21 protein-coding genes and 1 pseudogene are annotated in these 21,958 nt (G+C 64.6%); 8 read left to right on the top strand and 14 right to left on the bottom strand.

Going from position 1 to position 21,958, the window contains the following annotated elements:
- Window positions 1-69 precede the first annotated feature (69 nt).
- Both speD and speE read left to right on the top strand, forming a co-directional pair.
- Window positions 70-609 carry an adenosylmethionine decarboxylase gene (gene speD, locus AUC69_RS01670; protein ID WP_069440602.1) on the top strand — a complete coding sequence of 180 codons (540 nt, stop codon included), beginning with the start codon at window positions 70-72 and terminating at the stop codon, window positions 607-609.
- A complete protein-coding gene (speE, locus tag AUC69_RS01665) occupies window positions 558-1,412 on the top strand; it encodes a polyamine aminopropyltransferase (protein ID WP_069440601.1) in 855 nt (284 codons plus the stop codon). The genes speD and speE overlap by 52 nt, the downstream gene beginning before the upstream one ends.
- A 2-nt stretch (window positions 1,413-1,414) precedes the next feature.
- Here the strand turns inward: speE and AUC69_RS01660 are convergent, their stop codons facing one another.
- From AUC69_RS01660 to egtB, 3 genes are all read right to left on the bottom strand, one after another.
- Window positions 1,415-2,668 carry a diphosphate--fructose-6-phosphate 1-phosphotransferase gene (locus AUC69_RS01660; RefSeq protein ID WP_069440600.1) on the bottom strand — a complete coding sequence of 418 codons (1,254 nt, stop codon included), beginning with the start codon at window positions 2,666-2,668 and terminating at the stop codon, window positions 1,415-1,417.
- An 84-nt stretch (window positions 2,669-2,752) separates the two neighbouring features.
- Window positions 2,753-3,751, bottom strand: coding sequence for an L-histidine N(alpha)-methyltransferase (gene egtD, locus AUC69_RS01655; protein ID WP_069440599.1), 999 nt, complete (start codon window positions 3,749-3,751; stop codon window positions 2,753-2,755).
- On the bottom strand, window positions 3,751-5,040 hold the full coding sequence (gene egtB / locus AUC69_RS01650) for an ergothioneine biosynthesis protein EgtB (protein WP_069440598.1): 1,290 nt from the start codon (window positions 5,038-5,040) through the stop codon (window positions 3,751-3,753). The genes egtD and egtB overlap by 1 nt, the downstream gene beginning before the upstream one ends.
- A gap of 127 nt (window positions 5,041-5,167) precedes the next feature.
- On the opposite strand from egtB, the gene AUC69_RS01645 reads away from it, so the two are divergent.
- Complete coding sequence (locus AUC69_RS01645; RefSeq protein ID WP_069440597.1) at window positions 5,168-5,656, top strand: MmcB family DNA repair protein; 489 nt, start codon at window positions 5,168-5,170, stop codon at window positions 5,654-5,656.
- A gap of 13 nt (window positions 5,657-5,669) precedes the next feature.
- Here the strand turns inward: AUC69_RS01645 and AUC69_RS01640 are convergent, their stop codons facing one another.
- From AUC69_RS01640 to AUC69_RS19210, 3 genes are all read right to left on the bottom strand, one after another.
- Complete coding sequence (locus AUC69_RS01640) at window positions 5,670-6,242, bottom strand: ActR/PrrA/RegA family redox response regulator transcription factor (RefSeq protein ID WP_069440596.1); 573 nt, start codon at window positions 6,240-6,242, stop codon at window positions 5,670-5,672.
- A gap of 227 nt (window positions 6,243-6,469) precedes the next feature.
- Window positions 6,470-7,867 carry an ActS/PrrB/RegB family redox-sensitive histidine kinase gene (locus tag AUC69_RS01635; RefSeq protein ID WP_083238976.1) on the bottom strand — a complete coding sequence of 466 codons (1,398 nt, stop codon included), beginning with the start codon at window positions 7,865-7,867 and terminating at the stop codon, window positions 6,470-6,472.
- An 85-nt stretch (window positions 7,868-7,952) separates the two neighbouring features.
- A complete protein-coding gene (locus AUC69_RS19210; protein ID WP_342018506.1) occupies window positions 7,953-8,129 on the bottom strand; it encodes a hypothetical protein in 177 nt (58 codons plus the stop codon).
- Here AUC69_RS19210 and AUC69_RS01630 point away from each other — a divergent pair.
- The 5 genes and pseudogenes from AUC69_RS01630 to AUC69_RS01610 all read left to right on the top strand — a co-directional run bounded on the left by AUC69_RS01630 (window position 8,128) and on the right by AUC69_RS01610 (window position 12,536).
- Entirely contained in the window at window positions 8,128-8,754 is a 627-nt protein-coding gene (locus AUC69_RS01630) for an ABC transporter ATP-binding protein (RefSeq protein ID WP_342018505.1), read from the top strand. The genes AUC69_RS19210 and AUC69_RS01630 overlap by 2 nt on opposite strands.
- A complete protein-coding gene (locus AUC69_RS01625; protein ID WP_083238975.1) occupies window positions 8,751-9,605 on the top strand; it encodes an ABC transporter permease in 855 nt (284 codons plus the stop codon). Before AUC69_RS01630 ends, AUC69_RS01625 begins: the two co-directional genes overlap by 4 nt.
- A gap of 5 nt (window positions 9,606-9,610) precedes the next feature.
- A complete protein-coding gene (locus AUC69_RS01620) occupies window positions 9,611-10,213 on the top strand; it encodes an SCO family protein (RefSeq protein WP_069440703.1) in 603 nt (200 codons plus the stop codon).
- Between the two features lie 105 nt (window positions 10,214-10,318).
- Window positions 10,319-11,604: pseudogene (locus tag AUC69_RS01615) on the top strand (polyhydroxyalkanoate depolymerase).
- A gap of 89 nt (window positions 11,605-11,693) precedes the next feature.
- Entirely contained in the window at window positions 11,694-12,536 is an 843-nt protein-coding gene (locus AUC69_RS01610; protein ID WP_069440595.1) for a M48 family metallopeptidase, read from the top strand.
- Between the two features lie 7 nt (window positions 12,537-12,543).
- Here the strand turns inward: AUC69_RS01610 and AUC69_RS18865 are convergent, their stop codons facing one another.
- The 8 genes from AUC69_RS18865 to AUC69_RS01570 all read right to left on the bottom strand — a co-directional run bounded on the left by AUC69_RS18865 (window position 12,544) and on the right by AUC69_RS01570 (window position 21,727).
- Window positions 12,544-13,032: a penicillin-binding transpeptidase domain-containing protein gene (locus AUC69_RS18865; RefSeq protein ID WP_280136608.1), complete on the bottom strand. Its 489-nt coding sequence runs from the start codon at window positions 13,030-13,032 to the stop codon at window positions 12,544-12,546.
- Window positions 12,945-13,658 (bottom strand): penicillin-binding transpeptidase domain-containing protein, encoded by a 714-nt coding sequence (locus AUC69_RS18860; protein ID WP_069440593.1) that lies wholly within the window; start codon window positions 13,656-13,658, stop codon window positions 12,945-12,947. The genes AUC69_RS18865 and AUC69_RS18860 overlap by 88 nt, the downstream gene beginning before the upstream one ends.
- Window positions 13,571-14,692 carry a transglycosylase domain-containing protein gene (locus tag AUC69_RS01595; RefSeq protein WP_158007976.1) on the bottom strand — a complete coding sequence of 374 codons (1,122 nt, stop codon included), beginning with the start codon at window positions 14,690-14,692 and terminating at the stop codon, window positions 13,571-13,573. Before AUC69_RS01595 ends, AUC69_RS18860 begins: the two co-directional genes overlap by 88 nt.
- 60 nt (window positions 14,693-14,752) lie before the next feature.
- Window positions 14,753-17,185 carry a DNA topoisomerase (ATP-hydrolyzing) subunit B gene (gene gyrB / locus AUC69_RS01590; RefSeq protein WP_069440591.1) on the bottom strand — a complete coding sequence of 811 codons (2,433 nt, stop codon included), beginning with the start codon at window positions 17,183-17,185 and terminating at the stop codon, window positions 14,753-14,755.
- Window positions 17,186-17,252: 67 nt separating this feature from the next.
- Window positions 17,253-18,455: a DNA replication/repair protein RecF gene (gene recF / locus AUC69_RS01585; RefSeq protein ID WP_083238972.1), complete on the bottom strand. Its 1,203-nt coding sequence runs from the start codon at window positions 18,453-18,455 to the stop codon at window positions 17,253-17,255.
- Complete coding sequence (gene dnaN, locus AUC69_RS01580) at window positions 18,452-19,570, bottom strand: DNA polymerase III subunit beta (RefSeq protein WP_069440590.1); 1,119 nt, start codon at window positions 19,568-19,570, stop codon at window positions 18,452-18,454. Before dnaN ends, recF begins: the two co-directional genes overlap by 4 nt.
- Window positions 19,571-19,788: 218 nt before the next feature.
- Window positions 19,789-21,243, bottom strand: coding sequence for a chromosomal replication initiator protein DnaA (gene dnaA / locus AUC69_RS01575; RefSeq protein WP_425283497.1), 1,455 nt, complete (start codon window positions 21,241-21,243; stop codon window positions 19,789-19,791).
- A 103-nt stretch (window positions 21,244-21,346) separates the two neighbouring features.
- Window positions 21,347-21,727: a rhodanese-like domain-containing protein gene (locus tag AUC69_RS01570; RefSeq protein ID WP_083239005.1), complete on the bottom strand. Its 381-nt coding sequence runs from the start codon at window positions 21,725-21,727 to the stop codon at window positions 21,347-21,349.
- Between the last annotated feature and the right edge of the window lie 231 nt (window positions 21,728-21,958).

The raw sequence follows: 21,958 nt of genomic DNA, 5'->3' as shown, positions 1-21,958 counted from the left end.
CATCGCCGGAACACGAGGTGCAAATAGCGCCTCTTATTCGATCAACATCTGCTGGTTGGGGAGGACGCCATGTCCAGTGACGCCCTCTTCCAATTGGGGATGGACTTGGATCATGGTTCAAGCACCGCCCAAACGGAAGAAAAGCATTCCCGGTGCCTCGATCCCGAAATGGGAGAGGAGCGCAAGGACTTTTTCTGTGAGCGAGACGGAGTCCGCTACGCGGGAACTCATCTCCTAATCGATCTGGTCAGAGCCGAACGGCTCGACGAGTTAGACCATATCGAGCAAACCTTGAGGCGGTGTGTGGAGGCTGCGGGCGCGACGCTCCTGCATATCCACCTTCATCACTTCACGCCGAATGGTGGGGTCTCGGGTGTCGCGGTTCTCGCTGAGTCGCATATATCCATCCATAGCTGGCCCGAATACGGCTATGCCGCACTCGACGTGTTCATGTGCGGCGATGCCAATCCGCGGGCGTCCATCGATGTGCTGAAAGAGGCGTTTACGCCAGGCAAGGTGGTCGTCAAAACGCAACTTCGGGGCAAGGAACTTCAGCGATGGAACGGTGGGTCGAAGAGACACTCCATGGCGGCTTCCGTGTCCGCCTAAAGGCGGACCGCGTCCTCTTCGATAGCGAGACCGAGCACCAGCAGCTGATCATCTTCGAGAACTCGGACTTCGGCCGGGTGATGATGCTGGACGGCGTCGTCCAGCTCTCCACCCGGGACGAGTTCGTCTATCACGAGATGATGGCGCATGTGCCTCTGTTCGCGCACGGAAAGGCGAAACGCGTGCTCATCGTTGGCGGCGGCGATGGCGGAGTGCTGCGCGAGGTGCTGAAGCATCCCGAGGTGAAAAGCGCCACGCTGTGCGAGATCGATCGCAGCGTCATCGATCTCGCCCGCGAGCATTTCCCGGACGTGTCCGCCGGCGCCTTCGACGACAAGCGCACGCGTGTCGTCATCGCCGACGGCACCAAGTTCGTCCATGAGACGGACGACCGCTTCGACGTGATCTTGGTGGACTCTACCGATCCCATCGGGCCGGGCGCCGTGCTGTTCACCAAGGAGTTCTACACGGATTGCCGCAGGGCGCTCGCGCCGGGCGGCGTGCTGGTGACGCAGAATGGTCTGCCGTTCCTGCAAGCGTCGGAACTCAAGCAGTCGGCCAGCTACTTCCGCGATCTGTTCGACGACGCCTTCGCCTATCTCGCCACCACGCCGAGCTACTTTGGCGGCTCCATGTCCTATGGCTGGGCCACCGACGACAAGGACCTCAGGCACCACAAGCTCAAGAAGATTGAGCGGCGCTACAAGAAGGCGGGCCGCTTCCCGACGCGCTATTGGCGCCCCGACATGCAGCTCGCCGCCTTCGCGCTCCCCACCTACATCCGCGAGCTGGTCGAGACTTAGGGCTACAGCCGCTCGAAATGCGGCAGGTCGCCCACCAGCGGCTGGCAATAATCGTAGAAGGACGGGCTCACATTGTTGCGTCCCGACAGGAGCTCGGGCGGCACGTGCCGCGCGTGGCGCGCTACCGCGGAAAGCTCGGCGCGGCCGAATGCGCTCCGATAGGAATCGATGGCGTTGGAGGTGCGGACGATGGTCACCGAGGCGCTCATCTCGCCGTTGCTCGCGAGCTCCGCGGCGAAACGGCCGACACCCCGCGCCTCGGCCGCATCGACCGTCGACGTCTCCGGCCAGCAGCGCTGCAGATAGCCGAACGTATCGGCCCGGATACGCGGCGCCTTGCCCCCGGCGGGCGTGAGTCCCTTCTTGAGGAAGCCGGCCAAGCCGTCGCCGAGCGCGCCGGAGCCCGAGAGCTGCACATTGCCGTGGGCGTCGACCTCGCCCGTGCCCATCAGCTGCGGCCCGATCTCCTTGCCGTCGGCGTCGCGAATGCCCTCGCTGACGGCGATCTGGCAGCGGCCGAGCTTGGTGTAGACGGCATCCACGTCCGCCAGGAATTCGTCCATGACGAACGGCACCTCGGGGACATAGATGAGATGGGGTGCCGGGCGCTTCGCCGGATCCTCGTCCGTCTCGCGCAGCTCGCGCGCGAGCGCCGCCGAGGCGGTGAGGAAGCCCGCATTGCGTCCCATGATGATGTTGATCTTGATGCCGCCGAGGCTGGCATTGTCGAGCGCGTCGCCCATATGGGCCAGCGTCACGAAACGCGCGGCCGACGGAAAGCCCGGCGTGTGGTCGTTCTCGCGCAGATCGTTGTCGATGGTCTTCGGCACATGAAAGCAGCGCAGCTCGTAGCCGGCTTCGGCCGCCTTCTCGGCGACGATGCGGCAGGTGTCGGCGGAGTCGTTGCCGCCAATATAGAAGAAGTAGCGGATGTCGTTGCTGCGGCAGCCTTCGAGGATCCGGTCGCAATAGGCCGCGTCAGGCTTGTCCCGGGTGGAGCCGAGCGCAGCGGAGGGCGTGCGGGCGATGCGCTCCAGGCGTTCCGCCGAGAGCGGGGCGAGGTCGATAAGCTCGTCCGCCTTGCCCGAGGAAATGCCGCGCACGCCGTGCCGCATGCCGAAAATGCGCTTCACCTTGCCAGCGTTGACCAGGCCCTCGCGCAAGCCCTCGATAACCCCGACCAGCGCCTGATTAATGACGGCGGTCGGCCCGCCCGATTGCCCGATAACGGCGTTGCCGGTTGGAAGATCAGCCACGCTCCCCCTCCTTGGGTTTTTGGAGGCGGCACCATGCCTCGACGGCTGACGGCGCGCAAGACGAAGAGCGGGCGGCGTTTTCGGCTAGGCGCAGCGCAACAGATGCAGGCTGAAGAGCCGGTCGTCATCGGTCCAGGCCTCGACCGGGCGCCAGCCTGAGCTTGACGCCAGCGCCTGGAACTCGGGCACCGAATATTTGTGCGAGTTCTCGGTGTGAATGCGTTCGCCCTTGTCGAAACTGAAGCGGCGAGCGCGAACCTGCACTGTCTGCTCGGTGAGGCTCTCGAGATATATCTCGATGCGGCCCTTGGCATCGTTATAGACGGCCCGATGGGCGAAGCTGCCGATGTCGAAATCCCCGTCGAGCTCGCGATTGATGCGCGCCAGCATGTTGAGGCTGAACGAAGCGGTGACGCCGTCATCGTCGTCATAGGCCGGCAGCAGAATGTCGAGACTCTTCTTCAGGTCGACGCCGATCAGGAAGGCGCTGTTCCGGCCCAACAGATGCGCCGCATTGACCAGGAAGTCTCGCGCTTCCTCATGGGTCAGATTGCCGATGGTCGAGCCTGAGAAGAAACCGAGCTTCTGTCCGCGTGGCGCGCCGGCGAGGTGACGGGTCCGGGTGAAGTCGCCGACCAACGGTTTGACGGTGAGGCCGTCATGCTCGGCTTCGAGCCGCCTCGCCGCTTCGGTCAAGAAGGACTCCGACACGTCGATCGGGATGTAGGTATCGAGACCGTCCAGCGCGTCAATCAATAGGCGCGTCTTGCGGCTGGAGCCCGAGCCAAACTCCACGAGGATATCCACGTCGCCGGCGAGCCGCGCGATTGCCGCGCCATAGGTCTCGAGCAGGGCCGTCTCGGTTCGCGTCGGATAATATTCCTTGAGCCGCGTGATGTCCTCGAACAGCGCCGAGCCCACCGCGTCATAGAGAAAGCGCGAAGGGATGCTGCGGGGACGGCGTGCCAGTCCCGCGAGCACCGCTTGGGCGAACTCCGCGGTCTCGGCCTCGCGCCGCGTGGACTTGGCAGACGAGGCGGAGGTCCGGCCCTCAGCCAAGGTTGAAGAGATGTCGCTCGCCATTACGCGTCCGCCGCGAGCCTGAGGCCCGTGAACTGCCAGCGTTGATGGGGATAGAAGAAATTGCGGTAGGTGCGCCGGATATGGCCGGCGGGCGTGGCGCAGGAGCCGCCCTTGAGCACGAACTGATTGCACATGAATTTGCCGTTATATTCACCGACCGCGCCAGGCGCCGGCTTGAAGCCTGGATAGGGGAGATAAGCGCTTGCCGTCCACTCCCAGACATCGCCGAACATCTGCGTAAGCCCATCGTCAGCATTGGCGGGCAGGGGACGCAAATGATCGGCGCCGAGGTCGCGTCCTGCGACCGGTAGATCGGCGGCGGCCACCTCCCATTCGAACTCGGACGGCAGCCGGCATCCGGCCCAGCGGGCGAAGGCATCCGCTTCGAAATAGCTCACATGCGTCACCGGCGCCGCCGGGTCCACGGGCCGGTGGCCCAGTAGGCTCATCTGCATGTAGCCGCCATCGGCCTCCTCGAAATAGAGCGGTCCTTGCCACTCTTGGCCTTGGATCGTGTTCCAGCCGTCGGCGAGCCAAAGCGACGCGGTCGCATAACCACCATCCTCGATGAAATCGATCCACTCGGCGTTGGTCACGCAGCGATTGGCCAGCTTGAAGGGACGAATGAGGGCCTCGTGCCGCGGGTCCTCATTGTCGTAGGCGAAGCCTTTGCCGTCGTGTCCGACCTCGAAGATGCCGCCGTCGAATGACGACCAGGCAAGTGGCGCCGCGTTCTGCACCGAGACGCCAGGCTTAGCTTTGCGGTAGGCGGGCTTGAGCGGGCCTGCGGAGAACAGGCTCAAGATGTCGGTCAGGAGAAGCTCCTGGTGCTGCTGCTCGTGATTGATGCCGAGCTCGATGATCTCCGCGGCGTCGCTCGGCATGTCGCCCGCGAACATTTGCACGAGCGCCTCGTCCACATGCGCGCGATAGGCGCGCACGTCCGCGGCGGTGGGGCGCGTCAGGAGGCCGCGCTTGGGCCGCGGATGACGCGGGCCGACGGCCTCGTAATAGGAGTTGAAGCAGTATTCGTAAGTCTCGTCGAACAGCCGGTAGCCGGGCAGCAAGCGCTTCAGCAGGAAGGCCTCGAAGAACCACGTGGTATGCGCGAGATGCCATTTGGTGGGGCTTGCGTCGTCATTGGCTTGGACGACCTGGTCTTCGTCGCTCAGCGGATCGGCCAGCGCGAGCGACAGCCGGCGCGTTTCCATCAGACGATCGTGCAGTTCTGTGAGCTTGGAAGAGGGCGTCCGCCGAGGCTCGGCGATGACGGTGTTACTCAGGCTCATGATTCCTCCCGTGGGGCTCGGGCGCCTGTCTCTCAACGTGCGATTTAGCAGCTTGTTCCTACTCAGGAAATAATCAAACATGCACAATTCCGTGACGATTGTTTGATTCAAGGCGAGGGATAGTCCGTTGCGCGAGACGCGCGCCGATCCGCATGATCCGCTCATTTCCTTCGATGGGCGCCAATCGCAAGTCGCCGCAGCGCTGCAGCGCGGCGTTTGCCGGACCTTGCGCGCGTTGGGACACTCGGTCGTTGCCGAACTGCCGCTGGCGAATGGCCGCCGCGCCGACGTGGTGGGCTTGTCGCCGAGCGGCGACGTGCTGATCGTCGAGATCAAATCCTGCCTGGTCGATTACCGCACTGACGGTAAGTGGCACGAATATTTGGACTATTGCGATCGGCTCTATTTCGCCGTGGCGGCCGACTTCCCATGCGAGGTGATTCCCGAGCATGCGGGCCTCATCCTCGCCGATCGCTATGGGGCCGAGTTGGTGCGGGAGCCGGCCGAGACGCGGCTTTCCGCCGCCCGGCGCAAGGCGATGATGATCTGCTTTGCGCGCGCGGCAGCGCTACGCCTGCAGCATCATCTCGATCCGGGCTGCGGCTTCGAAAGCTGAAAGTGTCGGAAGGCTATTTCGGCGCGCGCTTGGCGAGAATGCGCTGCAGCGTGCGGCGGTGCATGTTGAGGCGCCGCGCCGTCTCCGAGACGTTGCGGTTGCATAGCTCATAGACGCGCTGAATATGCTCCCAACGCACGCGGTCGGCCGACATCGGGTTTTCCGGGGGCGGTGCCTTGGTATTGGCCGAGGCGACGAGCGCGTTATAGACGTCGTCCGCATCCGCCGGCTTGGCCAGATAGTCCACCGCGCCGATCTTCACCGCGGTGACGGCGGTCGCGATATTGCCGTAACCGGTCAGCACCACGGCGCGCGCCTCGGGGCGCACGTCCTTCAACGCGGCGATGACATCGATGCCGTTGCCGTCTTCCAGGCGCATATCGACCACGGCGAAAGCCGGCGGGCGGCGCTTGAGCGAGGCGAGACCGTCCTCGACGGACGCGGCAGCCTCGACTTCGAAACCACGGGTTTCCATGGCGCGGGCGAGCCGGGCAAGGAAAGCGCGATCGTCGTCGACGATCAGAAGAGTATTGTCCTGCGGCACGTGCACGCCCTGTGGCGTCGGCAACACCGGCCGGGTTTCCATGATCAGCTCCTAAATCGCTGCGATGGCCAACCCTTAAGGCGTAACCTCCCAAACGGATTGACGGTTCTTGTTGCAGCTAGAGGTAGGGATTTTTGCACTGCGAAGCAAGCCTAGCGGGAGAACGCGATGGGATCAAAGTGAACGGAAACCATCGAAAAGACGTCGATTTCCGGGCAGATCGCTCCGAAAACCTCGTCTTTCGCCCGGTTTCGCTCTGAATCCGACGTTCAGATAAACGGCGTGAACTCGTCTTTGCCCGGCGGTTGCTCGAACCGCGCCCGCGGCCAGATCACCGTCACCACCGCGCCGCTCTCCGGCTCGGGCCGGTTGGCTAGCTCGAGTTGAGCGCCGGAGCGCTCGAGCAGCGTCTTGGCGATAAAGAAGCCGAGCCCCATGCCGATATGGCTCGTCCGGCGCTCCTCGCCCCAGCTCTCGCCGGGCCGCGTGGTCACGAAAGGCTCGCCCAACTGCTCGAGCACGTGCGGGGGAAAGCCTTCCCCGTCGTCGGCGATGACGATGCGGACCTCGTCTTGCGACCAATGGGCGTCGACGTCCACTTTGGAGGCGGCGAAGTCGATGGCGTTTTCCACCAGATTGCCGAGGCCGTAGATGACGCCCGGGTTGCGTTGGGTCACCGGCTCCTTGCCCGCGGCGCTGCACCGGTCGATGCCGGCAAGCGGCCCGGTCGTCACCTCGATCGGTACCGCGAGCAGCCGGTTCGGCGCGACCACCTCCTCGATCAGATGGCTGACGGGCATGCGCGAGACGATTATGTCCAGCTCCTCGCCGCGTCCGGCGAGCTCCTTCAGAATCTCGCGGCAGCGCTCCGCCTGAGCCCGCACCAGAAGCAGATCCTCGTAATGGGGGTCGGCCTCCTTGGCGTCGCGCAGCAGCTCCTTGGTCACGACCGCAATGGTGGCGAGCGGCGTGCCGAGCCCGTGCGCCGCCGCCGCCGCCAGTCCGTCGAGCGCGGAGAGCTTCTGCTCACGGGCGAGCACCATCTCGGCGGCGGCGAGCGCCTCGGCCATGCGCCGGCCTTCCTCCGCGGTGCGCCACGAATAAAAACCGATGAACAGAATGCCGGCGACCACGGACGCCCAAATACCCATCACGTAAGGGAAGGGCAGCACCAAGGCCTCATGCCCGAACCAGGGCAGCGGATGATGGAAGGTGGTGAGCACGGTCGCCGCACCGATGGCCAGCACGCCGAGCGCCACGGTGATCCGCAAGGGAAGCGTCGACGCCGACACGGTGACAGGCGCGACGAGAAGGAAAGCGAAGGGATTCTCCAGCCCGCCGGTGAGATAGAGCAGCGCCGCCAGTTGCAGGATGTCGTATCCCAGCATCATGAAGGCGTAGTTGGCCTTGAGGCGCTGGCTGGCCGGGTAGCGGATGCGCAAGGCGACGTTCAACCAAGCCGACAGCGCGATCACGGCGAAGCAGCCGCCGATCGGCAGGTCGATGCCGAGCGCCCAATAGGCGCCGATCACCGTTAGGCTCTGACCGAGCACCGCGAGCCAGCGCAGCCTGACGATCGTCTGCAGGCGCAGGCGGCTCTCGCCCGCGCGCAGCCATTCCGGCACGGCGCCGCGGCGATCGGTTTGACTATTGTCCAGGGCGGCCATAGGTGAACCCTAACATGTGGCGGTGAGCCATAATTCCGACAAAGCGGGCGCGCAGCGCAAGGTCATGAACGACGCAAGGGGCAACTTACAAGGGGAAAACGGCGACGGCGCCGATCTTACGCGCCTGCCCGTGATGGTGCGCGGCCTCACCAAGCGATATGGCGCCGTCACCGCCGTCGATCACATAAGTTTTACGATCCAGGCCGGCTCGACCGTGGCGCTTCTCGGCGAACGGCGCCGGCAAGACCACGACCATCGCCATGCTGCTCGGGCTCGTCATGCCGAGCGAAGGCGAGGTCCGCATATTCGGCGCCGATATGAGCCGCAATCGCTACGACGTGGCCCAGCGCCTGAACTTCCAGAGCCCCTATGTCGACCTGCCGGCGCGGCTCACGGTGAAGCAGAACCTGAAAGTTTACGCGGGCCTTTACGGCATCGCCAACGCGGCGGAGCGCATCGCCTATGTCGTAGAGCATCTGCAGATCGCGCCGCTGCTCGACCGGCCGACCGGCAAGCTCTCCGCCGGTCAGAAGACACGCGTGGGCCTCGCCAAGGCCCTGCTGAACGCGCCCGAGCTGCTGTTGCTCGACGAGCCCACCGCCTCGCTCGATCCGGACACAGCGGATTGGATTCGCCGCAAGCTGAAAGACTACGCGGCCGAGCGTAACGCCACGGTGCTGCTCGCCTCCCACAACATGGCCGAGGTGGAACGTCTCGCCGATCGCGTCATCCTGCTTCAGGCGGGGCGCATCATCGAGGACGAGACGCCGCGAGCGCTCATTAAGAGCTACGGGCGCGACACGCTCGAAGACGTGTTTCTCGATCTCGTGCGTGGGCGCGCCAAGCTGGCCGCCGTCGAGCCCGAACAGCCGCGGAAGGCGTCATGAGTACGTCGCCAAGCGGCAATGGCGTCGAGCCCGTGCTGCTGTCCCCGAGCGGCATATCGGCGTCGTTTCGGCGCGTGTGGGCGCTCGTCCATCGCTACGTCTACCTGTTGCGCAGCTCCGGCGTGCGTCTGGTGGAGCTCATCTACTGGCCGTTCCTGCAAATGCTCACGTGGGGCTTCTTGCAGAAATATCTCGCCGAGACATCGAGCCCGCTGATGCAGGCCGCCGGCGTGCTGATCGGCTCGGTCCTGCTGTGGGACATTCTATTTCGCTCGAAGATCGGCTTCTCGACGACCTTCATCGAGGAGATGTGGTCACGCAATCTCGGCAATCTGCTCACCAGCCCGTTGCGGCCCTACGAGCTTGTGGCCGCCTTGAGCCTGTGGAGCATCATTCGCCTCGGCGTCAGCATGGTGCCCGTGGCGATCGCCGCCTATTTCATTTTTGGCTTCAACCTGCTCACCCTCGGGCTGCCACTCGCCGTCTTCTTCTGCGTGCTCGTACTGACGAGCTGGTCGCTGGGTTTGATCTCGGCCGGCGTGATTTTGCGCTACGGACTCGGTGCGGAAGAGCTGGCGTGGTCGCTCGCCTTTTTGCTGCTGCCCTTGTGCTGCGTGTATTATCCGGTGTCGGTGTTGCCCGATTGGCTGCAACCGGTTGCGCTCGCGCTACCGCCGACGCATGTGTTCGAGGGTATGCGCTCCATCCTCCTCCACCACACGTTCGATCCGATGGATCTGTGGTGGGCCTTGGCGTTGAACGCGATCTATCTGGCGGCGGGCTATGCCACGTTCAGCTGGTTCCTAAGCCGCGCGCGGATCAACGGCACGCTGCTGCAACTTGGTGAGTGAATTCGATGCGACGTCCGTTTCTCCTGGTTATTGTCGGCGGCTTTCTTCTCGGTGCGCTCATCGGCGCCGGCATTCTCATTCTCAACACCGACATGCAAAACAACCGCGTGACGACGAGCGGCAAGGCGCTTGTCGGCGGCCCCTTCGAGCTTGTCGGCAAAGACGGCAAGACCGTCTCCGATAAAGATTTCCGCGGCCGCCACATGCTCGTGTTTTTCGGCTTCACCCACTGCCCCGACATTTGTCCGGCAGAGTTGCAGGTCATGTCGGCGGCGTTGGACGGGCTGGGGAAGGATGCGGACAAAGTCGTCCCCATCTTTATTACGCTCGATCCCGAGCGTGACACGCCCGAGGCCGTCACCGCCTATGTCGAGAATTTCGGACCGAACTTCGTGGGACTGTCCGGTTCGCCCGAGGCAATCGCCAAGGCTGCGAAAGCCTATCGCGTCACATACCAAAAGTTCCAAGACGAGAGCACGGGCGACAACTACAGCATCGACCATTCTGCACTTCTTTACCTTATGGGCCCCGACGGCGAATACATCACCCACATCCCTTACGGCACACCGGCGGACAAGATGACGGAGACTCTGCGCCGCTACCTATAGCCGCGCGTCCGATGCCCCTGCGGCAAGGTGTCATTGCACTGCAGCATAAAATCACCATTTGATTCCGCGATGCAGCATTATGATGCGTCTGAGTCGGAGGCTATGATGCTTTACCATCTCTATGAGCTGAACCAGGCCGCGCTGCGCCCCGCGCGCGCGGCTGCGGATGCTATCGGCTCCTGTTCCGCAATCCGCTGAATCCGGCGTCCCACACGGCCATGGGCCGCGGTGCCGCGGCCGCGCTCGAGCTTTTCGAGCGCTCGACCCGCCGTTATCGCAAGCCGACCTGGGACATCGATACGGTTGAGGTTAACGGCAGCAAGGTGGCGGTGCGCGAGCGCACCGTCCTGTCGAAGCCGTTCTGCGATCTCGTCCACTTCGAGCGTGACTTGGGTGCGAGCGCCAAACGCAACGCTTTCAAGCGCAGCGATCCCAAGGTTCTCGTGGTCGCGCCGATGGCGGGGCATTTCTCCACGCTGCTGCGCGGTACGGTGCGCGATCTGCTGCCCGATCACGATGTCTACGTCACCGAATGGCAGGACGCGCGCTATGTGCCGCGTGCCGCTGGGCCCTTCGACCTCGACGTCTATATCGATTACATCATGGAGTTCCTGCGGTTTTTCGACGGTGACGTGCATGTCATGGCCGTCTGCCAGCCGACCGTGCCGGTGTTCGCCGCCGTCTCGCTGATGGAGGCGCAGAAGGACCGCGCGGTGCCCCGCTCCATGGTCCTCATGGCCGGCCCGATCGATGCGCGCGAGAGCCCGACCGAGGTTAACCGCTACGCCGCCGGCAAGCCGCTGAGTTGGTTCCGCCGCAATGTCATCACCCAGGTTCCCTGGCCTTATCCGGGCATGATGCGGATGGTGTATCCGGGCTTCCTGCAGCTATCGGGCTTCATGGGCATGAATCTCGACCGGCATCTGAACGCCCACCGCGATCTCTTCCAGAATCTGGTCCGCGGCGACGGCGACTCGGCCACCAAGCACCGGGAATTCTATGACGAGTTCCTCGCGGTCATGGATCTCACCGCCGAGTACTACCTCCAGACCATCGAGACGGTCTTCCTGGAGCACAAGCTGCCCAAGGGCGAAATGCACCATCGAGGGACCCTGGTGGACCCCGGCAAGGTCCATCGGGTCGCCCTGATGACGGTGGAGGGCGAGAAGGACGATATCTCCGGGATCGGCCAGACGAAAGCTGCCCAAACTTTGTGCAAAAATCTCCCGGACGCCATGCGCGCCCATCATTTGCAGCCCGATGTAGGCCATTACGGCGTTTTTAATGGAAAGCGATTCCGGTCCGAGATTTTGCCGGAAATCCGGGCTTTCCTGAGGGCTCACGAGCGCCGTAGAGGCGTTCTGGCGCGTGCTCTAGGCCGGGTTGCCTAAAGCAGAGGCGAGCGCTCCCACAAAACCCTGTGCTACGGTGGCTCCTCAGATTCGTGGCCCCTTTTGGTACAGTTGGTAGGGAGCTTGGCATGCTGAAGCGGCTGAATATCGGGCGCGGAGAGACCATCGAAGTCAAAATAAAGGGGCTGGAAATTCCGATGCTCCTGCGTCGCAGCCTCCGCGCGCGTCGCTTCAGCCTGCAGGTGAGCGAGGCCCGCCGTGGCGCCGTCCTCACCATGCCGGTTTACTCGAGTTTCGCCGATGCGGACGAGTTCCTGTCCCGTCATCTGGATTGGCTGAAGGAGCGCGTCGCCGGCCTGCCCGAGCCCGTGCCCTTCACCGACGGGGCGGTGATTCCCTTGCGTGGGCTTGCCCATGTGCTGCGTTTTGCCGGCTCCGTGCGCCGGCGTGGCGTGGTGTGGGTCGAGGAGCCGGAAGACGCCAAGGTGGCGCCCGCCTGGCCGGCCGGGGCGCGCGTGGCCAAGCGGCGCCTGCCGCGCCTCCATGTCTCTGGCGAGGAAGAGCACGCCCCCCGGCGGCTGCTGGACTGGCTAAAGCGCCAGGCCCATCTCGATCTCAAGCTGCGCGTGGATCTCCACGCCAAGCGCCTCAACCTGACGCCGAAGCGCATCTTCGTGCGCGACCAGACCACACGCTGGGGGTCGTGCTCGACCACGGGCGCGCTGTCCTTCTCCTGGCGGCTGGTGCTCGCGCCGCCCTTCGTGCTCGACTATCTCGCCGCGCATGAGGTGGCCCATCTGGCTCATATGAACCACGGCCCGCGCTTCTGGGCGGTCGTCGCCCGCACCATGCCGCGCCACGAGGAGGCGAGGGAGTGGCTGCGCAAATACGGCGCGAGCCTGCATAGCTATGGCGCCGAGGGGCTTCCGCATCCCTCACGCGGCTCCTCGCCGAAGCGTAGCATCGAGTAGAGCGCGCTTAGCCGCCGCCGAAAATGCCAAGCACGCGTTGAAAGAGCGGCACGTCCTGGCTGGCCTCTTGCTTGGTCGCATGCGAGGTCCACGGGATGCGCGCCGCGATGGTGTCTTGCAGCCGCCGTGGCGCATGTGTGCCGGGCAGCGGCATCGGCTGCTTGCCCTCATGGGCCGCAAGCATGATGTCGTGCCAGAGTTCCGCGGGCAGCGTGCCGCCCGTGACTTTGCGCATCACCGAGCCGTCGTCATTGCCGATCCACACGCCCGCCACGTAATGGGCGGTGTAGCCGACGAACCAGGCGTCGCGCGAATTCTGCGTCGTGCCGGTCTTCCCGGCCGCCACATGATTGGGGATCGCCGCCCGCTTGCCGGTGCCGCGCACCAGCGCCGCGTTCAGCATATCGTTCATGGCGCCCACATATTGGAGCGCCACCACCTGGCCGGTTGTGGTGTGGCGCCGGCGGTAGAGCACCTTGCCGTCGCCGTTGCGCACGCGCGTGATGACATGAGGCAGCACGCGCTGGCCGCCATTGGCGAAGGGGGCATAGCTCCGGCGAGCTCCAACAGCGTCACCTCGGCGGTACCGAGCGCGATCGACGGCTGGGCGTGGAGCTTCGAATGGATGCCGAGCCGCCGTGCCGTGCGCACCACCTTCCAGGCGCCGACCTCGTTGGTGAGCCGCGCCGCCACGGTGTTGAGCGATTGCGCCATGGCCTCCCGCAGCGTCACCTCGCCCTTGTAGCGATTGGTGTAGTTCGAAGGCTTCCAGCCGCCGATATTGACCGGGCCGTCATAGGCGAGCGAGTCCGGCGTGTAGCCGCTTTCCAGCGCGGTGAGATAGACGAACGGCTTGAACGCCGAGCCCGGTTGCCGCAGCGATTTGATCGCCCGGTCGTAGGGGCTCGACCGATAGGAGCGGCCGCCGACCAGCGCCTTCACGCCGCCCACCGGATCAAGCACCACGATGGCGCCTTCGCCCGCCTTGAGCGCGCGGCCTTCCGTATCGAGCAGCTCGCGCAGCTTTTCTTGGCTCACCCGCTGAAGGTTGGCGTCGATGGTCGTGTCGACGATGAGATCGCCTTCGTGCTCGCCGACATATTCCGGCAGTAGCTCCGCCACCCAATCGACGGCATAGGGATAGCCCGTCTCGTCGCCCTTGGCCCGCAGTTTGAGCGGCGCGCGCCCGGCGGCTTCGGCTTCTTCCTCCGTGAGGAGCCGGCCTCCACCATGTTGTCGAGCACCTCGTCCGCCCGGGCGCTCGCCAGCCTGACGCTCCGTGTCGGAGCGTAGCGCGACGGGGCTTTCAGCAGGCCTGCCAGGAGCGCGGCTTGCGGTAGGCTCACGACGCGCGCCGACTTGCCGAAATAATGCCGCGCCGCGGCCTCGACGCCATAGGTGCCGCCGCCAAAATAGACCCGGTTGAGATAGAGCTCGAGGATTTCGTCCTTGGTGAAGCGCTGCTCAAGCCATACGGCGTAGACCAGCTCTTCCAGCTTGCGCGTGAGGGTGCGGTCGGGCTTGAGGAACAGATTCTTGGCGAGCTGCTGGGTGATAGTCGAGCCGCCCTCGACCACGGTGCCGGCCCGGAAGTTGCGGTAGGTGGCGCGCACCAGCCCGATCGGATCGATGCCGAAATGATGATAGAAGCGCCGGTCCTCGGTCGCCGTCACCGCCTCGATGAGGTGTTTCGGCAGCACGTCCACGCGCACATGACCGCGCCGTAAGCCGCGTTCCGCCAGCACGGTGCCGTCGGCGGCGAGGATCGTGACATTGGGCGGCCGGTCGTCGAGCGTGGCGAGGATCGGATCTGGGACCTGCGCGATGAAATAGACGACGGCGCCGCCGAACACGATGGTGCCCCAGATGCACGCCAGCAGACCGAAGCGGGCGATCTTGAAGGCAACCGGATGCCGCTGTACCGCGCGCTTCAGGCGCCACAGCCGGCCCTTGCGGCGTGCTTGCGGACGCCGCTTGGCGGGTGCCTTGCGCCGCGCGCCGATCCCGGGCTCCGGCCGGCGCTTCGCGCCGCGCTCGCCTTGGCCCGCGGCTTTGCGCTCCGTCGCACTCCTGCCATCGATGACCGCCTCGAACTTGATACTGCAAAGCGAGCCCCGGGCGACGGCACGACGGACCGGCGCAACGAGGCTCCTCAAGGCCAAAACCCTAGGGGTCGCGCCTTGCCACAGCGTTAAGGAATGAGGCGGAGAGAGCGCTTAGACGTCCAGATTGGCGACTTGCAGCGCGTTTTCCTGGATGAACTCGCGTCTTGGCTCGACCACGTCGCCCATCAGCCGCGAGAACACATCGTCAGCGTCCTCGCCCTCCTTGATCTTCACCTGGAGGATGGTGCGCGTGTCGAGGTCGAGCGTGGTCTCCCACAGCTGATTGGGGTTCATCTCGCCGAGGCCCTTATACCGTTGCAAGGAGAGCCCCTTGCGGCCCGTCTCCATTACCGCATCGAGAAGGTCGGTCGGGCCGTGCACCGCCAGCGTCGTGTCCTTGCGCTTCAGGATGGCGGCCTTGGCATAGACCTCCTGGAGATGAGCGGCATATTGATCGAGCTTGAGCGCGTCGGCGGACGCGATGAACGGTCCGTCGACCAGATGGGACTCCATGACGCCGCGCAGCTCACGCCAGAAGCGCATGCCGCCTTCGGGGAGCGCCTCGCCGTGCCAGCCCTGCTCGGTCTCCTCGGCCAGCGCATCGAGGCGCTTGGCGATATAGGCGGCAGCTTCCTGCGCCTGCTTGGCGTCCTTGAGGAATTTCGGATTGAGCACGCCGGCGATCGCCGCCTGCTCGATGATGAAGCGCGGATAGCGGCTGTGCAGGCCCTTGAGGACAGAGGTCACTTTCCGCGCCGTCTCGACGATGTCGCGCAAGTCCCGACCACTGCGCGCGGCGTCGTCGCCGGTCATCAGCACCGCGTCCTCGAGGCCTTCGCCGATCAGGTAGTCCTCAAGGTCAGTCTCGTTCTTCAGGTAGCGCTCCTGCTGTCCCCGCTTCACTTTGTAGAGGGGAGGCTGGGCGATGTAGAGATAGCCGCCTTCGATAAGCGACAACATCTGCCGGTAGAAGAAGGTGAGCAGCAGCGTGCGGATATGCGAGCCGTCCACGTCGGCGTCCGTCATGATGATGATCTTGTGGTAGCGCAGCTTGGCGAGATCGAACTCATCGCCGATGCCGGTGCCGAGCGCCGTGATCAGCGTGCCGATCTCCGCACTGGACAGCATCTTGTCGATGCGGGCGCGTTCCACGTTGAGGATCTTGCCGCGCAAGGGCAGCACGGCCTGGAAGGCCCGGTCGCGCGCCTGCTTGGCGCTGCCGCCGGCTGAATCGCCCTCGACGAGGAACAATTCGGACTTGGCGGGATCGCGTTCCTGGCAGTCGGCGAGCTTGCCGGGCAGCGACGCCATGTCGAGCGCACCTTTGCGGCGCGTGAGGTCGCGGGCCTTGCGCGCGGCCTCGCGCGCGGCCGCGGCTTCCACGATCTTCTGCACGATGTTGCGCGCCTCGCCCGGATTCTCCTCGAACCACTGGGAGAAGGCCTGGGCCATGACACCTTCGACCACCGGACGAACTTCCGAGGAGACGAGCTTGTCCTTGGTCTGGCTTGAGAATTTCGGGTCGGGCACCTTGACCGACAGCACGCATGTCAGTCCTTCGCGCGCGTCGTCGCCGGTCAGCGCCACTTTCTCCTTCTTGGCGATGCCGGATTCGGCGGCATAGGTGTTGACCGTGCGCGTGAGCGCCGCGCGGAAGCCTGCCAGATGCGTGCCGCCGTCGCGCTGCGGGATGTTGTTGGTGAAGCACAGCACGTTCTCGTGGTAGCTGTCGTTCCACCACAGGGCCGCCTCAACCGTGATGCCGTCTTGCGTCTTCTCCACCATGACCGGCTCGGTGATGAGCGGATGTTTGGTGCGGTCGAGAAACTTCACGAAGGCGCGCAAGCCGCCCTCGTAATACAGCTCCTCGCTCTTCGGCTCGACGCCGCGATGGTCCGACAGGATGATGCGCACGCCGGAATTGAGGAAGGCCAGCTCCCGCAGGCGATGCTCGAGCGTCGCATAGTCGAACTCGACCATGGTGAACGTCTCGGGCGACGGCACGAACGTGATGCGCGTGCCGGTCTTGCCGTCCGCGTCGCCGACTTCCTTAAGCGGTCCCTCGGGAACGCCGTTGGCGAAGCTCACGACATACTCCTTGCCCGCGCGCCAAATGGTGAGCTCGAGCCGGCTCGAAAGTGCGTTCACCACGGACACGCCCACGCCATGCAGACCACCCGACACCTTGTAGGAGTTCTGGTCGAACTTCCCGCCGGCATGGAGCTGCGTCATGATCACTTCCGCCGCCGAGACGCCTTCGCCTTTGTGAATCTCGGTGGGGATGCCGCGGCCGTTGTCTTCCACCGTCACCGAGCCGTCCGCGTTCAGCGTCACCTGGACGGCGTCGCAATAGCCGGCGAGGGACTCGTCGATGGCGTTGTCCACGACCTCGTAGACCATGTGGTGGAGGCCCGAGCCGTCGTCGGTGTCGCCGATATACATGCCCGGCCGCTTGCGCACGGCATCGAGGCCTTTCAGCACTTTGATCGACTCTGCGCCATAGTCTGCGGCAGCAGCGGCTTTGCGTTTGGCAGCTGGTGTCATGGGTCCCTGAGGCTGTTTTGAAGCGGTCGGTGTTGCTCTTTTGGGCGGGCCGCTGAGGCCCTTGGAATCACGTGCTGATATTACCCCGATTCACCGCCAAGATTTGGGCATCTTGTGCAATCGGGGAAAATAGTTCCCGGTCTGTTCCAGTCATCCAGGCCTGGGCTCCAAGCCGCAGAATTTCGCCAAAAAGTGCCTCGCGGCGGGCCTGATCCAGATGGGCGGCGACCTCGTCCAGGAGGACCAGAGGGCAGGTGCCTTCCAGCGCCTTGATCAGGTCGGCCTTGGCCAGCACGAGGCCCAGCAGAAGGGCCTTTTGCTCGCCCGAGGAGCACTGCGCTGCCGGGGCGTTTTTGGGACCGTGAACCACTAGTAAGTCGCTCAAATGCGGTCCTTCAAGGGTGCGTGACGCCGCACGGTCGCGCTCGCGGCCCGTCTCCAAGATCACCCGGAAGACGTCCTCCACCTCGGTCGCCGGGCGCATGGTCAGCTCCGTCTCCAGCGTGCCGTGGAGTGCCAGGACCGCATGCGGGAACGGGCCTTGCCCGCGCGCGGCCCTCGTCTCGTCGATGAGCGCCGTCAGCCGCTCCACCGCGTCGAGCCGGGCCGCCGCTATGGCCACGCCCGCTTCCGCCAGTTGCTCCTCCAGCCCCTCGAACAGCGCGCGCGAAAACTCCCGCATCTGGAACAGGCGATTGCGCTGGCGCATGGCCCGGTCGTAGCGGCCGAGCGGCGTGCGCATCTTGGGATCGAGCGCGAGCACGAGGCGGTCGAGGAACCGCCGCCGTTCGGACGCCGGACCCGTGAACAGTCCATCCATCGCCGGGATTAGAAACACGTGCTGCAAGTAGTCGCCGAGCGCGCCGGTGCTCTGGTCCTTGCCGGCGATGCGCACGCTGCGGCCTGCCCCTTCCTCGCGCGTGCCCGGCAGGAAGCCGGTGCCGATGTCCACTTCGCCCTGGCGCGACATGACCGTGGCGGCGATGGTGAAACCGCCTTGGCCGTCCTTGCGGGCAAGCTCGCCGTAAGGGCGTCCGCGCAGGCCATGGCCCGGGCCGAGCAGCGACACCGCTTCCAGAAGATTGGTCTTGCCCGAGCCGTTGTCGCCCACCAGCACCACGGGCGAAGCCTGGAGCGTGAACCTGGCGCTGGCGTAGTTGCGGAAGTCGGTGAGCTTGAGCGCGGTGACGAAGAGGCGGTCGGGCGCAAGGCCGTGGCCTTTGTCCGTCGGCGCGTCTGCGGGATCCTGTTCGCGCGGGCTCGCCCTCATACCCGCATCGGCATGAGGACGTAGAGGGCGGACGGGTCCTTCACGTCACGCACCATGGTGGGCGAGCCCGGATCGGCGAGCTGAAACTCTGCCGTGCCGCTGTCGAGTTGGCCGGTGATGTCGAGCAGATAGCGGGCCGTGAAGCCGATCTCCAACGGATCGAAGCCGTAGTCGACGGCGAGCTCCTCCGTGGCGCTGCCGGAATCCGGATTGTTCACCGACAGCACGAGCTTGCCCTCGGACAGCGCCAGCTTCACCGCGCGGCCCTTATCGCTCGACAAGGTGGAGACCCGGTCGACGGCTTGTGCGAAGGCGGCATTGTCTACCTCCATGCGCTTGTCGTTGCCTTGCGGGATGACGCGCTCATAGTCGGGGAAGGTCCCGTCGATGAGCTTGGAAGCGAGCACGACGCGACCGGCCGAAACGCGGATCTTCGCCGGCGACAGCTCCACGCGCACCTCGCCGTCGGCGTTCTCCACGAGCTTGGACAGCTCGACCACCGTCTTGCGCGGCACGATCACCCCCGGCATGCCCTCGGCGCCCGTCGGCAGCGGCAGCTCGACTTGCGCCAAACGATGGCCGTCGGTGGCCACTGCCCGCAAGGTCGGCTTGCCGTCCGTCTCGGCCGCATGAAGATAGATGCCGTTCAGGTAATAGCGGGTCTCTTCCGTGGAGATGGCGAAGCGGGTCTTCTCGATGAGGCGCCTGAGATCGGCGGCTGGCAACTTGAAGCTATGGTCGAGGTCGTCGACGGACAGCGCCGGGAAGTCGTCCGCCGGGAGAGTCTGCAGCGAGAACTGAGCCGGGCCGCTGGTGATGACGACCCGCTCCTGCTCGGCGTCACGCTCAAGCTCGATCTCGTTGCCTTCGGGCAGCTTGCGCACGATGTCGTAGAACATATGCGCAGGCACGGTGATGGCGCTGTCGCCCGACGACCGGCAGGGCACGGTTTCCACCAGCTCCATGTCGAGATCCGTGGCCGTCAGCCTGAGCTCGTTGGTCCCCGCCGCAAGCAGCACGTTCGACAAGATCGGAATGGTGTTGCGCCGCTCGACCACGCTGGCCACATGGGCGAGCGCCTTGGCGAGGCTCGGCTTGTCGATGGTGAGGCGCATGGTTGGAGAATACCCCGAAAATTGACGCTTCGCCGATGCATCAAGACCTGGCCGAAGGCCCGTGGCACCGGTCGAAAATCTGCTGACGCCTGGGTGAAAAGCTCAGAACTCCCGGCAAGACCTTGCCGCGACGGCGGCGACATTTCAAGGGGCACGAGGCGCCCTGAAAGAGCGGCGGGAGAGGCCTCGGTCCAGACAAGGCCCCTCCCGCCTTCCCTCTAGTCGCGCAGCAAGCGCTTCAGAAGCTCGATCTCCTCGCGCAGCTGATTGTCGTCGCTCATCAGCTGCTCGACCTTGCGGATCGCGTGCAGCACGGTGGTGTGGTCGCGGTTGCCGAAGCGCCGCCCAATCTCGGGCAGCGAGCGCGAGGTGAGCAATTTGGCGAGATACATGCCGATCTGACGCGGCCGCACGATCGACCGGTTGCGCCGTCCCGACAGCAGATCGCCGCGATTGACCCCGTAATGCTTGGACACGGTTCGCAGGATGTCGTCGATCCGCACCCGCCGGGGCTCGGTTCCCCGCATGAGGTCGCGCACGATCTGCTCGGCCACCGCGATGGTCACCGGCTCGTCGGTGAGCTGATAACTCGCCCGCAAGCGGTGGACGGCGCCCTCGAGCTCGCGCCCGCTCTCGGTCAGGCGCTCCGCCAGGAAGGCGAGCACCGTCTCGGAGACCTCGAGCCCCTTGGTGTCGGTGCAAGCTTCCTCGGCCCGCCTTTCGAGGATCTGGTGGCGCAGGTCGTAGTCCATCGCCTTGATCTGGGCCACGAGACCGCCTCCGAGCCGCGACTGCATGCGCTTGTCGAGCTTGTCGAGATGGGTCGGCGCGCGGTCCGCCGCCACGACGACCTGCCGCCCGCCGTCGATCAGCGAGTTCAGCGTGTGGCAGAACTCCTGCTGAATGGTCGGTCCTTGCAGGAACTCCATGTCGTCGATCAGCAGGATGTCGATGTTCCGCAGCTTCTCCTTGAAGGCGAGCGCGTCACGGGCGCGCAAAGCCTGCACGAAGCCCGACATGAAGCGCTCCGCGGTCAGGTAAAGCACCTCGGCCTCGGGCTTCTGCTGCTTGATCTCCCAGGAAATCGCGTGCAGCAGATGGGTTTTGCCCAGGCCGACATTGCCGTGCAGAAACAACGGATTGAACGGCGACTGCGGGCTCGAGAAGGCGCTCGCCACCTGTTGCGCCGCGGCGTGGGCAAGCTTGTTCGAGGCCCCCACCACGAAGCTCCCAAAGCTCAGGCGCGGGTCGAGCGGCGAGCCCTCGAAGCCACCGTAACCTGTGCGCAGCGGCATGGGCAGCGGCGTTAGGTCCGACGTCGTCATCGCCGGCGTCCGCCGTTCCTGCGTCGGTTCCTTCGGCAACTCGATGGCAAAATGCGGTTGTCTAACCGTGAACTCGAGGCGCTCGGCCGTCGGCCACTCAGACCGCGCCAGCCGCAGCACGGACTCGTAGTAATGCGTCCGCAGCCAGTTCCTTAGAAAGCGTGTGGCCACGGTGAGATGGATCACCCCGTCGCCCACCTGTTCGACCTCTACTCCCCTGAACCAGCTCGCGTAAACATCCTCGCCCAGTTCGCCACGCAGGCGGATTTTGACTCTCGACCAAGCGTCGCTTGGCGCGCACTGCTGCTTTTGCGGTGCTTGTGCCTGTGCATGTGCCACGGTTCTTATCTTTCCCATTCATCTCGTTCGCGCCTTTAACGCACCGCACGCATGTACTTGAGCAGCCAACTTGATTGACGCGGACAGCCACGACCGTCCTAGCGCCCGGCTCCTATCCCTGTTGCCAGGGGAGCCCGATCGCTTTCCACCCTAATAGGGACCCGCGATGCCTCTCGTCGTCGAGCGGTCCTTCGAACCCCTCAGAGACGTTGTGGCAAGCACGGTACCCCGCTGATGCCATCGCCCTGGCCGCAGCCAGACTCCGGCTTCCCGAACGGCAAATGAAGAAAAGGTCGTCGTCCGACTGGACACCGAGCGCCTTCAACTCGTTGGCGAGACGCTCGGCAAAACGCGGATCCACGGACTGATCGGGAAAAGACTGCCACTCCACGAGGACAGCACGTTTGCCCAAAGGCCCGAGATCGGGAATCCCTACATAGGTCCACTCCGCGCGGGTGCGCACATCGACGAGCTGCGATCGAGGGTTCGCCATGAGGCCTTTCCAGGCCGCCGCCACATCAACCTCGTCGACCGCGTTTTCGTCAGACTGCGCGCCCAAAATCGAGCCTCCTCCCCTAAAAATGTGAGCACGTCGAAAGAACTGTTTTTGAGCCGCCCACAATACGTGGTGACTTCACGCAATCTAGTACCGCAACATTCACAGCTTACGCATAAGAATTCCACAAGATTTCATCCCTCCTTGCTACGAAGACAAAGAAAACCT

Origin of the sequence: Methyloceanibacter superfactus (genome assembly GCF_001723305.1) — a bacterium.
Lineage (GTDB): Bacteria > Pseudomonadota > Alphaproteobacteria > Rhizobiales > Methyloligellaceae > Methyloceanibacter > Methyloceanibacter superfactus.
Note: the sequence above shows the minus strand (reverse complement) of the source record. Positions and strands in the feature narration are given on the sequence as shown.